This window comes from Amycolatopsis cynarae (genome assembly GCF_026802195.1).
GTDB lineage: Bacteria > Actinomycetota > Actinomycetes > Mycobacteriales > Pseudonocardiaceae > Amycolatopsis_E > Amycolatopsis_E rhizosphaerae.
This window is the reverse complement of sequence record NZ_CP113836.1, coordinates 743,107-759,147: the sequence shown is the minus strand read 5'-3', so window position 1 is coordinate 759,147 and position 16,041 is coordinate 743,107. Positions and strand designations below refer to the sequence as shown.

16 protein-coding genes are annotated in these 16,041 nt (G+C 71.2%); 9 read left to right on the top strand and 7 right to left on the bottom strand.

Going from position 1 to position 16,041, the window contains the following annotated elements:
* Positions 1-11 precede the first annotated feature (11 nt).
* Positions 12-374 carry an STAS domain-containing protein gene (locus ORV05_RS03630; RefSeq protein ID WP_268757029.1) on the bottom strand — a complete coding sequence of 121 codons (363 nt, stop codon included), beginning with the start codon at positions 372-374 and terminating at the stop codon, positions 12-14.
* 301 nt (positions 375-675) lie between these two features.
* Positions 676-933, bottom strand: coding sequence for a WhiB family transcriptional regulator (locus tag ORV05_RS03625; RefSeq protein WP_144591612.1), 258 nt, complete (start codon positions 931-933; stop codon positions 676-678).
* 363 nt (positions 934-1,296) lie between these two features.
* On the opposite strand from ORV05_RS03625, the gene ORV05_RS03620 reads away from it, so the two are divergent.
* Complete coding sequence (locus ORV05_RS03620; RefSeq protein WP_268757028.1) at positions 1,297-1,731, top strand: winged helix-turn-helix transcriptional regulator; 435 nt, start codon at positions 1,297-1,299, stop codon at positions 1,729-1,731.
* Positions 1,732-1,957: 226 nt separating this feature from the next.
* On the opposite strand, the gene ORV05_RS03615 is transcribed toward ORV05_RS03620, so the two are convergent.
* Genes ORV05_RS03615 through ORV05_RS03605 form a run of 3 tightly spaced genes read right to left on the bottom strand, consistent with a single transcriptional unit; the run spans position 1,958 to position 5,713 of the window.
* Complete coding sequence (locus ORV05_RS03615) at positions 1,958-2,584, bottom strand: acetoacetate decarboxylase family protein (RefSeq protein WP_268757027.1); 627 nt, start codon at positions 2,582-2,584, stop codon at positions 1,958-1,960.
* A 20-nt stretch (positions 2,585-2,604) separates the two neighbouring features.
* Positions 2,605-4,287, bottom strand: coding sequence for an FAD-dependent oxidoreductase (locus ORV05_RS03610; RefSeq protein ID WP_268757026.1), 1,683 nt, complete (start codon positions 4,285-4,287; stop codon positions 2,605-2,607).
* A gap of 1 nt (position 4,288) precedes the next feature.
* A complete protein-coding gene (locus ORV05_RS03605; protein ID WP_268759685.1) occupies positions 4,289-5,713 on the bottom strand; it encodes a flavin-containing monooxygenase in 1,425 nt (474 codons plus the stop codon).
* Positions 5,714-5,856: 143 nt separating this feature from the next.
* On the opposite strand from ORV05_RS03605, the gene ORV05_RS03600 reads away from it, so the two are divergent.
* Positions 5,857-6,909 carry an AraC family transcriptional regulator gene (locus ORV05_RS03600; protein ID WP_268757025.1) on the top strand — a complete coding sequence of 351 codons (1,053 nt, stop codon included), beginning with the start codon at positions 5,857-5,859 and terminating at the stop codon, positions 6,907-6,909.
* Here the strand turns inward: ORV05_RS03600 and ORV05_RS03595 are convergent.
* Complete coding sequence (locus ORV05_RS03595; protein WP_268757024.1) at positions 6,893-8,044, bottom strand: glycosyltransferase family 9 protein; 1,152 nt, start codon at positions 8,042-8,044, stop codon at positions 6,893-6,895. The two genes, ORV05_RS03600 and ORV05_RS03595, sit on opposite strands and share 17 nt — an antisense overlap.
* A 113-nt stretch (positions 8,045-8,157) precedes the next feature.
* On the opposite strand from ORV05_RS03595, the gene rfaE2 reads away from it, so the two are divergent.
* From rfaE2 to ORV05_RS03580, 3 genes are all read left to right on the top strand, one after another.
* Positions 8,158-9,636 carry a D-glycero-beta-D-manno-heptose 1-phosphate adenylyltransferase gene (rfaE2, locus tag ORV05_RS03590; RefSeq protein ID WP_268757023.1) on the top strand — a complete coding sequence of 493 codons (1,479 nt, stop codon included), beginning with the start codon at positions 8,158-8,160 and terminating at the stop codon, positions 9,634-9,636.
* Entirely contained in the window at positions 9,633-10,445 is an 813-nt protein-coding gene (locus ORV05_RS03585; protein WP_268757022.1) for a glycosyltransferase, read from the top strand. Before rfaE2 ends, ORV05_RS03585 begins: the two co-directional genes overlap by 4 nt.
* A 166-nt stretch (positions 10,446-10,611) precedes the next feature.
* Positions 10,612-10,779 (top strand): hypothetical protein, encoded by a 168-nt coding sequence (locus tag ORV05_RS03580; protein ID WP_268757021.1) that lies wholly within the window; start codon positions 10,612-10,614, stop codon positions 10,777-10,779.
* A gap of 168 nt (positions 10,780-10,947) precedes the next feature.
* Here the strand turns inward: ORV05_RS03580 and ORV05_RS03575 are convergent, their stop codons facing one another.
* Positions 10,948-11,322, bottom strand: coding sequence for a hypothetical protein (locus ORV05_RS03575; RefSeq protein ID WP_268757020.1), 375 nt, complete (start codon positions 11,320-11,322; stop codon positions 10,948-10,950).
* A gap of 145 nt (positions 11,323-11,467) precedes the next feature.
* Between ORV05_RS03575 and ORV05_RS03570 the strand changes: the two genes are divergently transcribed.
* The 4 genes from ORV05_RS03570 (at position 11,468) to ORV05_RS03555 (ending at position 15,969) form a co-directional block, all read left to right on the top strand.
* On the top strand, positions 11,468-11,905 hold the full coding sequence (locus ORV05_RS03570; protein WP_268757019.1) for a hypothetical protein: 438 nt from the start codon (positions 11,468-11,470) through the stop codon (positions 11,903-11,905).
* A gap of 56 nt (positions 11,906-11,961) precedes the next feature.
* Positions 11,962-12,660 (top strand): GAF and ANTAR domain-containing protein, encoded by a 699-nt coding sequence (locus ORV05_RS03565; RefSeq protein ID WP_268757018.1) that lies wholly within the window; start codon positions 11,962-11,964, stop codon positions 12,658-12,660.
* 62 nt (positions 12,661-12,722) lie between these two features.
* A complete protein-coding gene (locus ORV05_RS03560; RefSeq protein ID WP_268757017.1) occupies positions 12,723-14,342 on the top strand; it encodes a glycoside hydrolase family 13 protein in 1,620 nt (539 codons plus the stop codon).
* 46 nt (positions 14,343-14,388) lie between these two features.
* Positions 14,389-15,969: a RecQ family ATP-dependent DNA helicase gene (locus tag ORV05_RS03555; protein WP_268757016.1), complete on the top strand. Its 1,581-nt coding sequence runs from the start codon at positions 14,389-14,391 to the stop codon at positions 15,967-15,969.
* Positions 15,970-16,041: the final 72 nt, after the last annotated feature.

The following is a 16,041-nucleotide window of genomic DNA, read 5'->3' as shown; positions in this document are numbered from 1 at the left end:
CAAAACTCCGCTCAGCGCTCCAGCGCCTCGCCCAGGTCGGCACTGAGCGGGAGCCGGTCGGTGAGTCCCGCCGCCCGCAGCGCGCGACGGACGCAGTGCGGCCCCACCAGTCGCAGCGTCACCTGCTCCAGCTCCGCCCGTTCGGCGGCGAAAAGCAGTTCCGACAGCCCGGCGGTCCCCAGGAACGACACGCCCGAGAGGTCCAGCACCACGCGGGCGGGGCGCGACGACCAGATCGGGCCGAGCGCGGCAGCGAGGTCGGGAGCGGTCGCGGCGTCGACCTCACCGGCGATGTGCACCACGATCGCCCCCTGCGCCGGACGGGACAGCGATAGGTTCAGGCTTGCGGAAGAAGAGCTGAGAGCAGTAGCCACGGAATGACCTCCGATGGGCTCGATCTGGGCGTAGATTGCGCACCCCCGCCGGAAACGACCCCCAGGCGGGCACGAGCCACGGCTGCTTACTCAACCGCTTGTGACTCCTGTTTAGCACAGACAGACCTGTCTGTACAAGCTTAGCCTTCGTTTACCGACTCGTTATCCGAGTGGGAAGCCTTCGCCTCCGGCCGAGGCCGTGAAGGCTACCCCCGCCGATGCTCCACGGCCAAGCCGAACGGGAAAACGCCCGCCGACCTGGCTGGTCGACGGGCGTCTTCGGCGATTCGCTCGGGTTCCCTCAGGCAACCGTGGTGCGCGCGCGACGGTACAGCTTGCGCCGCTCGCCCTCCGTGGCTCCACCGAAGATTCCGTAGTCCAAGCCGCTGTCCAGCGCGTTCGCCAGACATTCGGCGCGGACGGGGCACCGCGCGCAGACGGCCTTCGCCTGCGCGACCTGCCGGGCCCCCGGGCCCATTTCGGACACGGGAAAGAACAGCTCGGGGTCCTCGTCCCGGCAGGCGGCACGCTGCCGCCAGTCGATGTGATCGCGGTTCATCTCCTGCCGCCTCCTCTCCTTGGTGTGGTCAAGGGCGTGCTGCTCCGCCGCGCGCGAACAACCCAGGATCCAGCGGAACAGCGCCCGCGAGGAGGGAGTGGAGGCACGACGTGCAGACCAGCCGAGCTATTAACGCAAACACAGCCGGCTTTGATCCCGCAATTCGGTTGTGGTGTCGCCCACTTAACGCCTACCCCCCGCCGGCACGCCCTAATCCATCGGGGGTGAACTCGGATCCGTTCCTGCACCGAAGGGCGCCGGGCGAGTTTGGGCGACAGGTCCACCTCTTCCCGCGCAGGCCAGTTGGAGACTCCAACTGGCGATCCCACGTGCTAAGTTGGAATTCAAGACGAGGAGGGAAGCGTGGCCGGACGCGAATGCTCGATCGCGAACGCGTTGGGGGTGATCGGCGAGCGATGGAGCCTGCTCGCCCTCCGCGAGGTGCTGCTCGGCGCCCGGCGGTTCGACCAGATCGTCGCCAACACCGGCGCCAGCCGCGACATCCTCGCGGCCCGCTTGCGCAAGCTCGTCGACGCCGGGGTGCTCGAGAAGCAGCAGTACGAGGACCGGCCCCCGCGCTACGAATACGTGCCCACCGAGGCCGGCCGCGCGCTGGCACCGATCCTGCAGAGCCTGATGGACTGGGGCGACCGCTTCGTCACCGACGGCCCGCCCCCCACCGTCTGGGAGCACTCGTGCGGGGCGGAACTGCACGTCAGGCCGGTGTGCGCGCACTGCGGACAGCCACTCGAACCTGGCGACAGCCGCCTGGTCCGCCTCGGCGCCGTCCGGCCGTAGCGGCGCCGCAGCGCGTTGCCGTGAGGGGACCCCTCACGGCAGCGACAGGGGAACTCCCGGGACCGGGGTGTGCCCTCAAGGTGGCCTTGAGGGCGTTTATGACCCTGAAGGCGACCTTCAGGGCATCGCGCCCCGACCGGACTTTGCCGGAGCACTGGCCCTATCGACTGTGAGGGGTCCCCTCACGGCCACGCGCAGCCCTTCTGCGGGCACGCCGGTAAAGGGGTCAGTGGTGTCGGGGGCCGAAGCGCATCTCGAAGTCGCGGACCGCGATGCCACCCAGCGGCCTGCCGAAGTTCAGCCAGCCGAGCCTGCCGCCGAAGCGCCAGGCCGACTTCGCCAGGGAGAGGCGCCCGCGAGCCCGGATCGGCGTGCGGGCCAGTGCACCCCGAAGCATCTGCATCGCCGTCCCCACGACGGGGAACGGCATGCGCAGACCGACCGGCCCGCTGCGCACTTCGGCCTCCGCCAAGAGGGTGTCGCCCTCGCTCGCCCGGGCCCTGGCCACCCGGCCGTGCGCCATCCCGAACGCGGCCAGTTCCTTCGGAATCCCCCAGAGCTCCCGGCCCCCGGCCCGCGAGGCCGGGCTGTCCACCCAGATGTCCGTAATGGACAGTCCGAACCGCGCGCCCCGCCGCACCATCACCGCGGCCAGCACCTCGTGGTACGGCAGCAGGCCGCCCGGCAGGTAGTCGACGAACGCCGTGCCGACCACGGCCCGGCCCGCCACGGTCACCGGCCGCACCCCGGGCGGCAGTTCGGGCAGGGCCCACTCCGGCACCAGCCACAACGACACGTAGCCGTGGCCGCACAGGTCCCAGGGCTCGTCCGGGTACCCGACTTCTCCGCTCACCGCGCTCTTCCCCGCTTCGTTCACTTCGGACTGATCGGCAGGCGCAGCGCCCCCGGCGCGGCCTGCGGCACCACCGGGTTCTTCGGTGCGACCGGCGCCAGCCGGACGTAGGCCGCGCCGAGCGCGGGCCGCCGGTCCGGTTCGCCCTTGTTGGGCCACAGCGACATCGCGCGCTCGGCCTGTGCCGTGATGGTCAGCGACGGGTTCACGCCGAGGTTCGCCGAGATCGCCGAGCCGTCCACCACGTGCAGGCCCTCGTGGCCGTAGAGCCGCTGGTACGGGTCGACCACACCGGTCTCCGGCGAGTCGCCGATCGCGCAGCCGCCGATGAAGTGGCCGGTCAGCGGGATGTTCGCCAGATCGCTCCACGCGCCCCCGGCGATCCCGTCGATCTTCGCGGCCACCCGGCGGGTGGCGTCGTGCCCGGCCGGGATCCACACCGGGTTCGGCTCGCCGATACCCTGCCGCGTCGTCATGCGGCGGCCGAACAGCCCGCGCCGGGTGTAGGTGGTCAGCGAGTTGTCGAGGCTCTGCATCACCAGCAGCGCGATCGTCTGCTCCGACCAGTGGCGCGGGTTGAGCAGCCGCGGCAGGTCGCGCCGGTGCCGCAGCAGTTCCCGCAGCCCGAGCAGCCACCGCGGCCGCCCCGGTTCCGCGTCGACCAGCACCGTGTTCAGCAGCCCCATGAGGTTGCTGCCGTGGCCGTAGCGCACCGGTTCGATGTGGGTGTGCTCGTCGGGGTGCATCGACGAGGTGATCGCCACCCCCTCGGAGTAGTCCACCGCGTCGCCGCGTGCCCGTGCCGCCAGCACCGCCTCGGAGTTGGTGCGCGAGAGCGTGCCCAGCCTCGGCGAGATCCCCGGCAGGCTGCCGCGGTCGCGCAGGCGGTGCAGCAACCGCTGGGTGCCCAGGGCCGCCGCCGAGAACACCACCTGCTCCGCCGTGTAGGTGCGCCGCCCGCGCCCGCCGGTCTGGCGGGCGTGCACGGCGTACCCCCCGCCGGGCAGCGGCCGGACGTCGGTCACCGTGGTCAGCGCGTGCACCCGTGCCCCGGCCAGTTCCGCGAGGTGCAGGTAGTTCTTGACCAGGGTGTTCTTGGCGTTGTGGCGGCATCCGGTCATGCACTCGCCGCAGTGGGTGCACGCGGTGCGGGCCGGGCCGAGCCCGCCGAAGAACGGGTCCGGCACCGTCTGGCCTTCCCGTGCCCCGAAGAACACGCCCACCTGCGCCGGGTGGTAGGTGCCGCCGGCACCGATGTCCTCGGCGACCGCGCGCATGACCCGGTCCGACGGGGTCACCCGCGGGTATTCCGTCGCGCCGAGCATTCGTTTGGCCTGGTCGTAGTGGGGCGCGAGTTCGTCCTGCCAGTCGGTGATGTGCCCCCACTGCGAGTCACGGTAGAACCGCTCGGGCGGTTCGTAGAGCGTGTTGGCGTAGACCAGCGAACCGCCGCCCACGCCCGCGCCGGTCAGCACCAGCACGTCCTTCAGCAGCGTGATGCGCTGGATGCCGTAGCACCCGGCGACCGGCGCGAAGAGGTAGTCCCGCAGATGCCAGGAGTTCTTCGCGAACTCCTCGTCGGCGAAGCGCCGGCCCGCCTCCAGCACGCCGACGCGGTAGCCCTTTTCGGTCAGCCGCAGGGCGGAGACGCTGCCCCCGAAACCCGAGCCGATCACCAGGACGTCGTAGTCGAACCGGTTCATCTCAGCCCGCCTTCACCGCGTGCTCGCCCGCGGGCACCTCGCGGTAGGCCGAGAAGTCGACCTTCGCGGTGCGGCGGTGGTACTCCCAGACCAGACCCGGCCAGTTCGTCGAAATCCGGCCGTTCTCCTCGCGGTACCAACTCGAACACCCGCTCCACACGCTGTCGGCCAGCCGCCGCTGCACCTCGGTGTCGAACCGCCCGGCCGCCTCCGGCCGGACGTCCACACAGGACAGCCCTCCGCGCGCGATCCGGTGCAGGATCTGAAGAACGTAGCGGGCCTGGTGCTCCATCATGTACACGATGGAGTTGCCGCCGAGGTTGGTGTTCGGACCGTAGAGGATGAACATGTTGGGGAAGTCGGGCACGCTGATGCCGAGGTAGGCGTGCGCCCCGCCCTCCCAGGCCTCGGCGAGTTTCCGCCCGCCGAGGCCCCGGACGCTCATCGGGGCGAGGAACTCGGTGGCCTTGAAGCCGGTGCCGTAGATGATGACGTCCGCCGGGTACTCGGCCGTGTCCGTCCGCACGCCGGTGGGGGTGATCCCGGTGATCCGGTCGGTGACGACGTCCACATTGGTCTGTGCCAGCGCCGGGAACCAGTCGTTGGAGAACAGCAGCCGCTTGCAGCCGATCGGGTAGTCGGGACGCAGGCGCGCGCGCAGCGCGGCGTCGGGCACCTGGCGGCGCAGGTGGAAGCGGAACAGCAGTTCGAGGAGCTTGCCCAGCGGTTTGGCGCTGGTCAGCGCCATGGTGAGCAGCTCGCCGGTGCTCCAGGTGGCGAACCGGCCCGCCCGCTGGGTCATCGGCAGCGAACGGAACAGGCGGTGGTGCAGCGGCAGGTAGGCGCGGTCGGGCTTGGGGATGACGTAGGGCGCGGACCGCTGGAACACGGTGAGCCTGCCCGCCTCCGGCTGGATCCGGGGCACGAACTGGATCGCGCTGGCACCGGTGCCGATCACGGCCACCCGCTTGCCGGTCAGGTCCACGTCGTGGTTCCACTCGGCCGAGTGGAAGATCTCGCCGGTGAAGGTGTCCGCGCCGGGGAGGTCGGGCACCGCGGGCCGCGACAGCTGGCCGACCGCGGGGACCAGCACATCGGCCTCGAAGATCTCGCCCTGCGCGGTCTCGATCCGCCAGCGGCGGCTCTCGGCGTCGAACTCGGCGCCGACCACCTCGGTGTTGAACCGGATGTGGTCGCGGATGCCGAACTTGTCCGCCGTCCGTTCCAGGTAGCCGAGGATGTCGGGCTGCTCGGAGTACCGGCGCGGCCACGTCCGGTTCGGGGCGAAGGAGAACGAGTACAGCGAGGACGGCACGTCGCAGGCCGCACCGGGATAGGTGTTCTCCCGCCACACCCCGCCGAGGTCGCCGGCCTTCTCGAAGAGCGTGAAGTCGGCGAAGCCCGCGCGTTTGAGCAGGATGGCCATGCCGAGGCCGCCGAATCCGGCGCCGATGACGGCGACCGTCGGCTTGCGGTGGGACGTCTGTGGCTCACTCACCCGAATGACGTTAGCGCCGGTTCACCCCCTCCCCCAAGACATGCGCGGTCACCCGATCCATAATTCCGGCCATGACACAGCTCGCCGAGCCGGTGGTCCGGCACTGGGACTTCCCCCGCGGGATCGCGAGCGTCTGCCTGCTGGTGCGCTTCGGCGCCGAACACGGCATCGGCGAGCGGGAGATGCTGGACGGCAGCGGAATCACCCCCGGGCAGCTCGCCGACCCGGCGGCCGAGGTCGAGGCCCACCAGGAACTGAGCGTCGTGCGCAACCTGGCCGCCCGCCTCCCCGACGCCGGACCGGAGGTCGGACGCGGCTACCACGCGACCACCTTCGGCCTGTTCGGCTTCGCCTTCCTCAGTAGCCCGACCGTGCGGGACGCGGTCAACTTCGCCCTGCGGTACCTGGACCTCAGCTTCACCTTCAGCATCCCGCGCGCCACCCTCGCCGGCGACCAGGTGCGGCTGGTGCTCGACGACAGCCTGCTGCCCGCCGACGTCGCGCGGTTCCTCGTCGAGCGCGACCTGTCCGCGATCCACACCGTGATCGGCGAACTGCTGCCCACCGGAGTGCCGCTGGCCGGCCTCGACCTGCGCTTCCCCGAACCCTCCACTGTGGACCGGCTGGACACCTACCGCGAGGTGTTCGGGGTGCGGCCGGTCTTCGGCAGGCCCGCCAACCTGGCCACGTTCGACGCCACCTACCTCGACCGGCCCCTGCCTCAGGCCAATCCGCAGACCGTCGCCTTCTGCGAGGCGCAGTGCCGGGAGCTGGTGACGCGGCGGCGGCGCCGGGCCGGGGTGGCGCACGAGGTCCGCGAGCACCTGACCCGTTTCGGCGCCATCACCCAGGGGATGCCCGGCGTGGCCAGGGAACTCAACATGAGCGCACGCACCCTGCGGCGCAAGCTGGAGGAGGAGGGCACCAGCTTCCGCGCCCTGCTCGACGAGGTGCGCGAGGCGCTGGCCGAGGAGCTGCTGGTCAGCGGCGCCCTGTCGGTCGAAGACGTGGCGATCCGGCTCGGCTACGCCGAGGCGTCCAGTTTCATCCACGCCTTCAAGCGGTGGAAGGGCGTCACCCCGGCCTCCTACACCCGGCACCACACGGTCAGCCGCCGGAGCTGAAAGCGCTTCCGGTGGAGCGGCCGGCGGCCAGCAGGTCGCGGGTCTCGGCGAGCACGTCCGCCACACGCACGTCCGCGACGAAGGAGACGTCGTGCGGGCAGCGGGGCAGGTCCTCGCGGGTCACGTCCACCCCGCACACCGGGCAGGTGCTCCGCCACGCGATGAGCACGCGGTCCCGCGAGCGGCCCAGCGGCCCGGCGTTGATCACGTTCCCCATCCAGTACACGCCGACCGCCGGGGTCCCCAGCGCCCGCGCCAGGTGCCGCGGGCCGCTGTCGTTGCCCACGAACACGCTCGCGCCGCCCAGCACCCCGCACAGCGCGGACAGGGTCAGCTCCGTCAGCGGGCGCACGGCCCCGGCGCCGGGCCCGCTCAACCGGCCCCGCGCCAGGGAGACCACCTTGTCGACCAGTTGCCGCTCCTCGGCCGTGCCGATCACGGCCACCGAAACCCCCTCCCCGGCGAGCGTGACGACGACCTCCGCGAACTCCTCCGGGGGCCAGCGGCGCCGGGGATCGCTCGCTCCGGGATGGACGACGGCCAGTGGCCCGCCCAGGCCCGCCAGCGCGTTCTCGGCCGCGGTGAGGTCCTCCGGAACCAGCGACAACGACGGTTCGAACGCCACCACCGGCGCGCCGGCGAGCCCGGCGACCTCCAGCGCACGCGCGGTTTCGTTCTGGTAGTAGCGAAACGGCACCCACCGGTCCAGTTCCTCGGCGTCCGGGGTGCGGGCGCCCACCGTCCAACGGGGACCGAGGCGCCGCAGGAACGGGTTCGACCAGCGGCCGCCGCCGTGCACCTGGACACCGAGATCCACCGGCCCCACCAGGTCGAAGAACGCCTGCTGCTCGGCGTCGTCGAAGTCGCGTCCCGGCGGCTCGTGGACGCCCTTGGCCGGGGGCAGCGGGATGACCCGGTCGATCGGCGAAGGACGGCAGGCGAACAACTCGGCGTGCATCCTCGTGCCCAGCAACAGAATCTCGGCCCCGGGATAGGCCGCCTCCAGCGACTGGATCGCCGGGACCGCGAACAGCAGATCCCCCAGCCCCCCTCCCCGCAACACCGCGATGCGGTGCACGTCGGGAAACGGCGGCGGCAGCGGGCCGATCACGGGCACTCGGGTCCGACTCGTCACGACGTTTGCCTCCTTTCCGGCACAAGGTGCCCGGTTCCCGGCGGGGCAAACGGGAACGAGTTTGACGTCCGTGGAATCGGGCAGTTCACCGGCGAGGACGAGTGGAGGTGGACATGACGGCCGTCACAGCCGAGGTCATCGACCGGCTTTCGCGGAACACCCCCCGCGTCGTCGTGGTCGGCGACGCCATCCTGGACGTGTGGCTGTCCGGGCACTGCGACCGGATCTGCCGTGAGGCACCCGCGCCCGTGGTGGACGTCGGCGAACGCGCGCTGTCGGCGGGTGGCGCGGCGAACACCGCGGTGAACCTCGCGGCCATGGGCGCGAGGGTGCGCTTCGTCGGCTTCACCGGGGACGACGACGCCGGGCGTGACCTGCGGGCCTTGCTTGCGCGGCAAGGGGTTCCGGCCGGGCACCTGGTGGTCGCGCCCGGCAGGCGGAGCGTGAGCAAGCACCGGGTGGTGGCCGACGACCAGGTGCTGCTGCGGTTCGACGAAGGCACGGGAACCGCGCGGGGCTCCGGCCTCGACGAACGCGTGGCGTTCGAGCTGCGACGGGCCCTGTCCGGGGCGGATGCGCTGGTGGTGTGCGACTACGGCACCGGCCTGCTCGGCCCCGCCGTACGCGACGTCCTCGCCCAGGTGCGCGAGGACGTGCCGCTGCTGGTTGTCGACGCGCACGATTTCCGGCCGTGGCGTGAGATCGGGCCCGATCTGGTGACCCCCAACGCCGGGGAGGCGGCCGGACTGCTCGGCGGTGTGCCGGTGCCCGCGGCAGGCCGGGCGGAGCTGTTCGAAAACCGCCGCGACGAACTGCTGACAGCCTCCGGCGCCAAGGCCGCGGTGGTCACGCTGGACCGCGAGGGCGCGCTGCTGCTGTCTCCGGGGGAACCGGGCTACCGCACCTGGGCCGATCCGGTGCCGGAAAGCCGCGCCAGCGGCGCCGGTGACACCTTCGTCGCCGCGATGTGCCTCGGCGGTGCGGCCGGCCTGCCGCTGACCGCGGCGGTGGAGCTGGCACAGGCGGCGGCCGGGGTGGTCGTGCGCAAGAGCGGGACGGCGGTGTGCGCATGGCCGGAGCTCGCGGCCACGCTCCACCGCGAGGTCGCGCTCGGCCACGACGAGCTGGCCGAGGTCGTGGCGCGGCACCGGGAATCGGGCCGCACCGTGGTGTTCACGAACGGCTGTTTCGACGTCCTGCACCGCGGTCACATCAGCTACCTCAACGAGGCGAAGCGGCAGGGCGACGTGCTCGTGGTCGCGCTCAACTCCGACGACAGCGTCCGGCGGCTCAAGGGACCGGGCCGCCCGGTCAACACGGCGCAGGACCGGGCGGCGGTGCTCGCGGCGCTGAGCAGCGTGGACCACGTGACGGTGTTCGACGAGGACACCCCGATCGGCCTGCTGAGGCGGTTGCGGCCCGAGCTCTACGTCAAGGGCGGCGACTACACCGAGACCATGCTGAAGGAGGCCCCGGTGGTGCGCTCCTACGGCGGCGAGGTGCGGGCGCTGGGCTACGTGCCGGAGAAGTCGACGTCCTCGGTGATCGCGAAGATCCGGGCCGGTTCGGTGCCCGCGCAGGAGGGCGAGTGAGCGACACCCGTGAGCTGGAAGTGCTGGTGCCGACCTGCGACCGGCCCGCGGAATTGGCCGTCACGCTGTCCGGCCTGGCGGCGCAGGCCGCACCCGGGTTCGCGGTGATCCTCTCGGACCAGAGCGAGGGCGAACCGGCCTACGAGGCCCCGGCGGCGCGCGCGATGACCCGGGTGCTGGAACGCGCGGGTCACCCGGTGCGGGTGACCCGCAATCTGCCGCGGCGCGGCCTGGCCCAGCAGCGCGCGCGTCTGCTGGAGCTGTCCTCGGCCCGGTACGTGCTGTATCTCGACGACGACGTGTGGCTCGAACCGGGGACGCTCGAGCGCCTGCATTCGGCGATCGTCGAACTGGGGTGCGGGTTCGTCGGCAACGCGGTGCAGGGACTGTCCTATCTGGACGACTACCGGCCGGACGAGCTGGCCCGGTTCGAGGAGTGGCCGGGCAGGCCGGAACCCGAGCAGGTCCTTCCCGGCAGCGCGCAGTGGCAGCGGTGGACTCTGCACAACGCGGCCAATCCCACGCATCTGTCGGACGCGGTCGCCCGCCGTCCGAAGTGGACCGCGTACAAGGTGGCCTGGATCGGTGGTTGCGTGTTGTTCGACCGGGAGATGCTGCTGTCCACCGGGGGTTTCGACTTCTGGCGCGAGTTGCCCGAGACGCACTGCGGCGAGGACGTGCTCGCGCAGTTGCGGGTGATGGCGAAGTACGGCGGCGCGGGCATCCTGCCCACCGGTGCGGTGCACCTGGAATCCCCCACCACCGTCCCCGACCGCTCCCTCGAGGCCTACGACGCCCTCTCCCCCTGAGCCCGGCTCCGCTCAGGTTGCTGGAGCGGGGCCTGTTTGCTGCGAATCATTCGCAGCAAACAGGCCCCGCTGCACGTCAAGCGGTGCGGGAGGCAGCTCACAGAGGCGTTTCAAGACCGCCCGTTCCGGGCATTACCCCGCCCACACGCCGAGCGGAGGAAATCGGATGGGCAGGCACCGGTTCGACGACGACAAGGACGGACAGTGGGGCGGACCCGCACTGGCCGAGCGGGACGCGGCGCGGCAGGGCCCGCATCGTCACGATGCCGCGCACGCCCCGGTCAACGGGGACGGCGATGGTGACGGCGACGAGGGTGTGCCGCCGCCGCGGTGAGGCGCCGAAGTTTTGGTGCGGCGTGACCGGAGGGGGCACAACGGTCACGCCGCCGCAGGGCAGGGGCGGCAGCACCCCGGCCGAGGTCTCGTGCGCCCTTGAGCTACCCGCCGCGAAGTGCGTAAAACACCTGTCCCACTGAGGGAAACGCACACCCGGGTGAGTCCGTCACCCGGTCAGTTCCCGGCTCGCCGCCTCGGCCGTCCCGAGTTCCACCCCCAGTTGGAGGGTCAGGTCCTGGGCCCGGGCCAGCGCGGACGCGGTTTCGAACACCGACCTGGTGACGGCGTCGTAGCCGGGGCCGGACAACCCACCCGAGCACATCCGTTGTTCAAGCCAAAGTGTGAGCTCGGGCAGGCATCGTGCGATGTTGTCCCCGGTCTGTTTGAGTGAGGCGAGGACCTCCGAAACTTCGGCTGCGCCACCGAGACCACCGCGCTCCTCGGCCCGCAGCGCACACCGGTACAGACCGTAGGTCGCGTCCCGGGCTCGCGCGGCGAGGACGGTGGCGGGCGTGTCGACGCCATTGCGGGATACGTCCATGGTCAAGGGTCCTTCGTCACTGGGGGGCGGGAGTAGTCGCCGGGGGTCGGTGCCGGGGGATCAGTGAGCTGTCGCACTGGAGCTTCCCCGGCCCCGACCTGCCTAAACAGGTTTGTTCCCCGGCCGGCAGGGAAACCGATCGTGTATGAGTCAACCGAACGCACGGCGGCTCGCCGACCAGTTGATCGACGTGGTGGAGAACCGGGATTTCGACGGTCTCGCCGGGCTGGTGCCCCAGGTCGTGGGCAGCCGGGCACCGGAGAGCCACCTGTTCCGGCCGTTGCTGGCGGAACTGGTGGTGGCGGTGGCCGAGCTGATCCGGTTGCGCACCGGCACGAGCGAGGTGCACGAGACGTTCACCGTCGGCCTGTTCGACGAGGGGAACAGGGCGCTCGACATCGACGAGTTGCAGCCACCGCTTCGGGCGATGCTGCGTGCCGTGCTCGCGGAACTCAACGGAGACGCCGAAGACGCCCGCATCCAACTCGAGTTCGCCGCGTCCGATCCGGACGTCGCGGGACGCGTCGACGCCCTGCTGCACCTGGCCCGCTGGGTGCGCGAACTCCGGCCCGGCCGCCCGTGAGCGGTGCCGGAGAAGGGCGAACCCCTTCCGCCCCCTGGCCACTTGTGCTCGACGAGGTGACCGGAGCGTTGGACTCCCTGACCGATCTCCTTCAGCAGGAGGACGATTTCCACCTCCTGCTGCGGCAGGTGTGCGCCCAGGTGACCCGCGCGGTGCCGGGGGTGGAGGAAGCCACGGTGACGCTGCTGGCCGACGGGGTGCCGCAGACCGCGGCGGCCACCCGGAAGGCGCTGCTCGACGTGGACAACGAGCAGTACCGGACCGGCGACGGGCCCTGCCTGGAGGCGGCGAAGACGGGGGAGATCGTACGGGTCGCGGTCGGTGAGGCCCGCGACCGCTGGCCTGCCTTCGCCCGGGTCGCGGAGGACGCCGGCGTGATGAGCTTCCTGTCGGCCCCGCTCCGCGTGAACGCCGGGAACTCGGGCGCGATCAACTGCTACAGCACCCGCCCCGGCGGCTTCGCCGACCTGGACGCGCGCCTGCTCAACCTGTACACGGTCACGGTTTCGGCGGCCTGCCGCAGTCATCTGCGCTATCTGGAGGCGCGCGCGCTGGCCGAAGGACTGCGCTCGGCACTGGATTCGCGTGCCGTGATCGAGCAGGCGAAGGGAATCCTGATGGCGGCGCGCGGGTTGACCGCGGACGAAGCCTTCACGGTGCTCGTGCGCCAGTCCCAGCGGGAAAACCTCAAACTGCGCACTGTGGCCGAAAGGTTCGTCGCCAAGGTCAGCGGAAGCCCCGCCCGAGACCGGTGAAGTCCCCTCCCGGGGTGGTTACCCTGGGGAAGACCGCGGGAGGAGAGCGGAAGGGGCATCAGGTGGGGGCGGACACCGGATGGTGGCGGGACGCGGCGATCTACCAGGTCTACCTCCGCAGCCTGGCCGATTCCGACGGCGACGGCGTCGGCGATCTCGCCGGGGTGCGTTCCCGGCTGCCCTATCTGCGCGATCTCGGGGTGGACGCGCTGTGGCTCACCCCGTGGTACCCGTCGCCGATGGCCGACGGCGGCTACGACGTCGCCGACTACCGCGACATCGACCCGCTGTTCGGCACCCTCACCGAGGCCGAGGCGCTGATCCGCGCCACGCACGAGCACGGCCTGCGCCTGATCATCGATCTGGTACCCAACCACACCTCGGTCCGGCATCGCTGGTTCCAGGAGGCGCTGGCGGCGGCACCCGGCTCCCGCGCCCGTGACCGCTACCTGTTCCGGGACGGCAGTCCGAGGGGCCTGCCGCCCAACGACTGGCAGAGCGTGTTCGGGGGCTCCGCCTGGACCCGGGTACCGGACGGTCAGTGGTACCTGCACCTGTTCGACCCCTCCCAGCCCGATCTGAACTGGGAAAACCCGGAGGTCCGCACGGCGTTCGAGGACATCCTGCGGTTCTGGTTCGACCGCGGGGTGGACGGGTTCCGCATCGACGTGGCCCACGGACTGATCAAGCAGGCCGGGCTGCCCCACCTCGGCAGCAGGCAGGCGGGCCTGATCGAACCGCCCGCCCGGCACCGGCACCCGTACTGGGATCGCGACGAGGTGCACGAGATCTACCGCTCCTGGCGCCGGATCAGCGAAAGCTACGGCCCGGACCGGATCTTCGTGGCGGAGGCCTGGGTCGCCCGGCCCGACCGGCTCGCCCGCTACGTCCGGCCGGACGAGTTGCACACCGCGTTCAACTTCGACTTCCTGCGCTGTTCCTGGGATCCGGCCGCGCTGCGCTCGGTGATCGATTCGAGCCTGCAGTCCCTGCACGCGGTCGGCGCACCGGCCACCTGGGTGCTGTCCAATCACGACGTGGTGCGCCACGTGACCCGGTACGGCAGGCCGACCACGCGGGGCAGGGGGCCGCAGCGTGATCACGGCGGCCCGGTCGATCTCGCGGTCGGGCGGCGGCGAGCGCGGGCCGCGCTGCTGTTGATGTACGCGCTCCCCGGCGGGATCTACTGCTACCAGGGCGAGGAACTCGGTCTGGACGAGGTGACCGACCTGCCGGAATCGGTGTTGCAGGACCCGACGTGGGAACGGTCCGGGCACACGCGGCGGGGGCGTGACGGCTGCCGGGTTCCGCTGCCGTGGCGCGGGACGCGACCGCCGTTCGGGTTCGGTCCCGACGGCAGCACGCCCTGGCTTCCGCAACCCGAACGCTGGCGTTCGCTCACCGTGGCCGCACAGGAGCGGGATCCGGGCTCGATGCTCAACCTGTACCGCGCCGCGCTGCGGCTGCGCCACGAGCACCCCGCGCTGGGCGACGGCGAACTGTCCTGGTTGGACAGTCCGGCCGGGGTGCTGTGCTTCCGGCGCGAACCGGGCCTGGTGTGCGTGGTGAACCTCTCACCGGTGCCCTGCCCGCTGCCCTCGCACGAACAGGTCGTGCTGGCGAGCGAACCTCTGGAGGACGGCAAACTCCCCACGGACACCGCGGTCTGGCTCCAGACCTGACGGTTTGGAGGTTTCCGCCATTGCGGGGGCGGGAATCTCCCCTGACGTGTCCACACGCGAAAAGCTGCAGAGCGCGGCAGCGAACACCTTCGGTTGGTCCCGGCTCCGCCCCGAGCAGCGAACCGCGATGGAGCATCTCGTCGAAGGGCGCGACGTCCTCGTCGTGCTCCCGACCGGGGCCGGGAAGTCCGCCATCTACCAGGTGCCGGGCCTGCTGCTGCCGGGGCCGACGCTCGTGGTGTCGCCCCTGACCGCACTCCAGCGGGACCAGGTCGCCGCCATCGCCGAAAGCCACGCCCCCCGGGCGGTGGCAGTCAATTCCGCCCAGGCCGCCAAGGTCAGCGAGCGGGCCTGGGACGCGGTCGACACCGGGGAGGCCGAGTACCTGTTCCTCGCACCCGAGCAGTTGGCCAAGGAGGAGGTGCTGCGGCAACTCGACGAGGTCGCACCGAGCCTGTTCGTGGTCGACGAGGCGCACTGCGTTTCGGTGTGGGGCCACGACTTCCGTCCCGACTACCTCCGTCTGTCCGAAGTGATCGAACGGCTCGGGCATCCCAGGGTGCTGGCGCTGACCGCGACCGCCGACGGGCCGGTGCGCGACGACATCGTGCGCCATCTCGGCATGCGGGACCCGGTCCGCGTGGTCGCCGGGTTCGACCGGCCGAACCTCCACCTCGCCGTCCGGCATGCCGTCGACGACAAGGGAAAGCGGGAAGGCGTGGTGGACTGGGTCACGGCGGCGCCGAAACCGGGATTGGTCTACGCCGCGACCCGCAAGGACACCGAGCGGTACGCCGAGGCGCTTGGCGACCGGACCGCGGCCTACCACGCGGGGCTGAAGGCGTCCGAACGCAGGCGGGTGCACGATCGGTTCATGGCCGGTGAACTCGACGTGGTCGTGGCGACCTCCGCGTTCGGCATGGGCATCGACAAACCGGACGTGCGGTTCGTGGCGCACGCCTCCGCCCCCGAATCCCTCGATTCCTACTACCAGCAGATCGGGCGGGCGGGCCGGGACGGCGAGCGTGCCGACGCGATGCTGTTCTACCGCGCGGAAGATCTCGGGCTGCAACGGTTTCTCACCTCCCACCGGCAGGACACCGACGGGGTGCGGCAGGTCGCGGAAGCGGTGCGGGAACACGAAGGAGCCGCGAACCCGCGCGAAATCGGCGACGCCGTGGACCAGTCGCGCCGGCGTGCCATGAACAACCTGAACCTGCTCGAACAGGCCCACCTGGTCAGTTTCTCCCCGCACGGGGTCGACTACCGCGGTGACGAAGCGGAGGACGTCGCGCCCCGCGTCGCCGAGATCGCCGAGCAGCGCAGGCGGCTCGACCGGTCCCGGGTCGAAATGCTGCGCGAGTACGCGGAAACCCGGTCCTGCCGCAGGCAGTTCCTGCTCGGCTACTTCGGCGAGACGCTGGACGAGCCGTGCGGGTTCTGCGACACCTGCGAGGCCGGGACGGCGAGGGGGCACACCGTCGGCGGGAAGTTCTCACCGGGCAGCGAAGTCCGCCACGAACGGTGGGGAACGGGCCGGGTGGTGCACGGCGAACCGGACCGGGTGACCGTGCTGTTCGGGGAAGCCGGATACCGCACAGTGAAACCCGACCACCTACGGTCGTAGGAGGCGATCCCGCAGCGAGGGACCACGTCAGGTTCCGCCACCCGCACCGCCACGCAAACCACTTCGATACAG

What these genes read in the sequence shown, in the direction of transcription:
- ORV05_RS03570 (WP_268757019.1), top strand. Translation starts at nt 11,468, where the DNA reads ATGAGTCAACCGAACGCACGGCGGCTCGCCGACCAGTTGATCGACGTG.
- ORV05_RS03600 (WP_268757025.1), top strand. Translation starts at nt 5,857, where the DNA reads ATGACACAGCTCGCCGAGCCGGTGGTCCGGCACTGGGACTTCCCCCGC.
- ORV05_RS03580 (WP_268757021.1), top strand. Translation starts at nt 10,612, where the DNA reads ATGGGCAGGCACCGGTTCGACGACGACAAGGACGGACAGTGGGGCGGA.
- ORV05_RS03575 (WP_268757020.1), bottom strand. Translation starts at nt 11,322, where the DNA reads ATGGACGTATCCCGCAATGGCGTCGACACGCCCGCCACCGTCCTCGCC.
- ORV05_RS03625 (WP_144591612.1), bottom strand. Translation starts at nt 933, where the DNA reads ATGAACCGCGATCACATCGACTGGCGGCAGCGTGCCGCCTGCCGGGAC.
- ORV05_RS03605 (WP_268759685.1), bottom strand. Translation starts at nt 5,713, where the DNA reads ATGGCCATCCTGCTCAAACGCGCGGGCTTCGCCGACTTCACGCTCTTC.
- ORV05_RS03610 (WP_268757026.1), bottom strand. Translation starts at nt 4,287, where the DNA reads ATGAACCGGTTCGACTACGACGTCCTGGTGATCGGCTCGGGTTTCGGG.
- rfaE2 (WP_268757023.1), top strand. Translation starts at nt 8,158, where the DNA reads ATGACGGCCGTCACAGCCGAGGTCATCGACCGGCTTTCGCGGAACACC.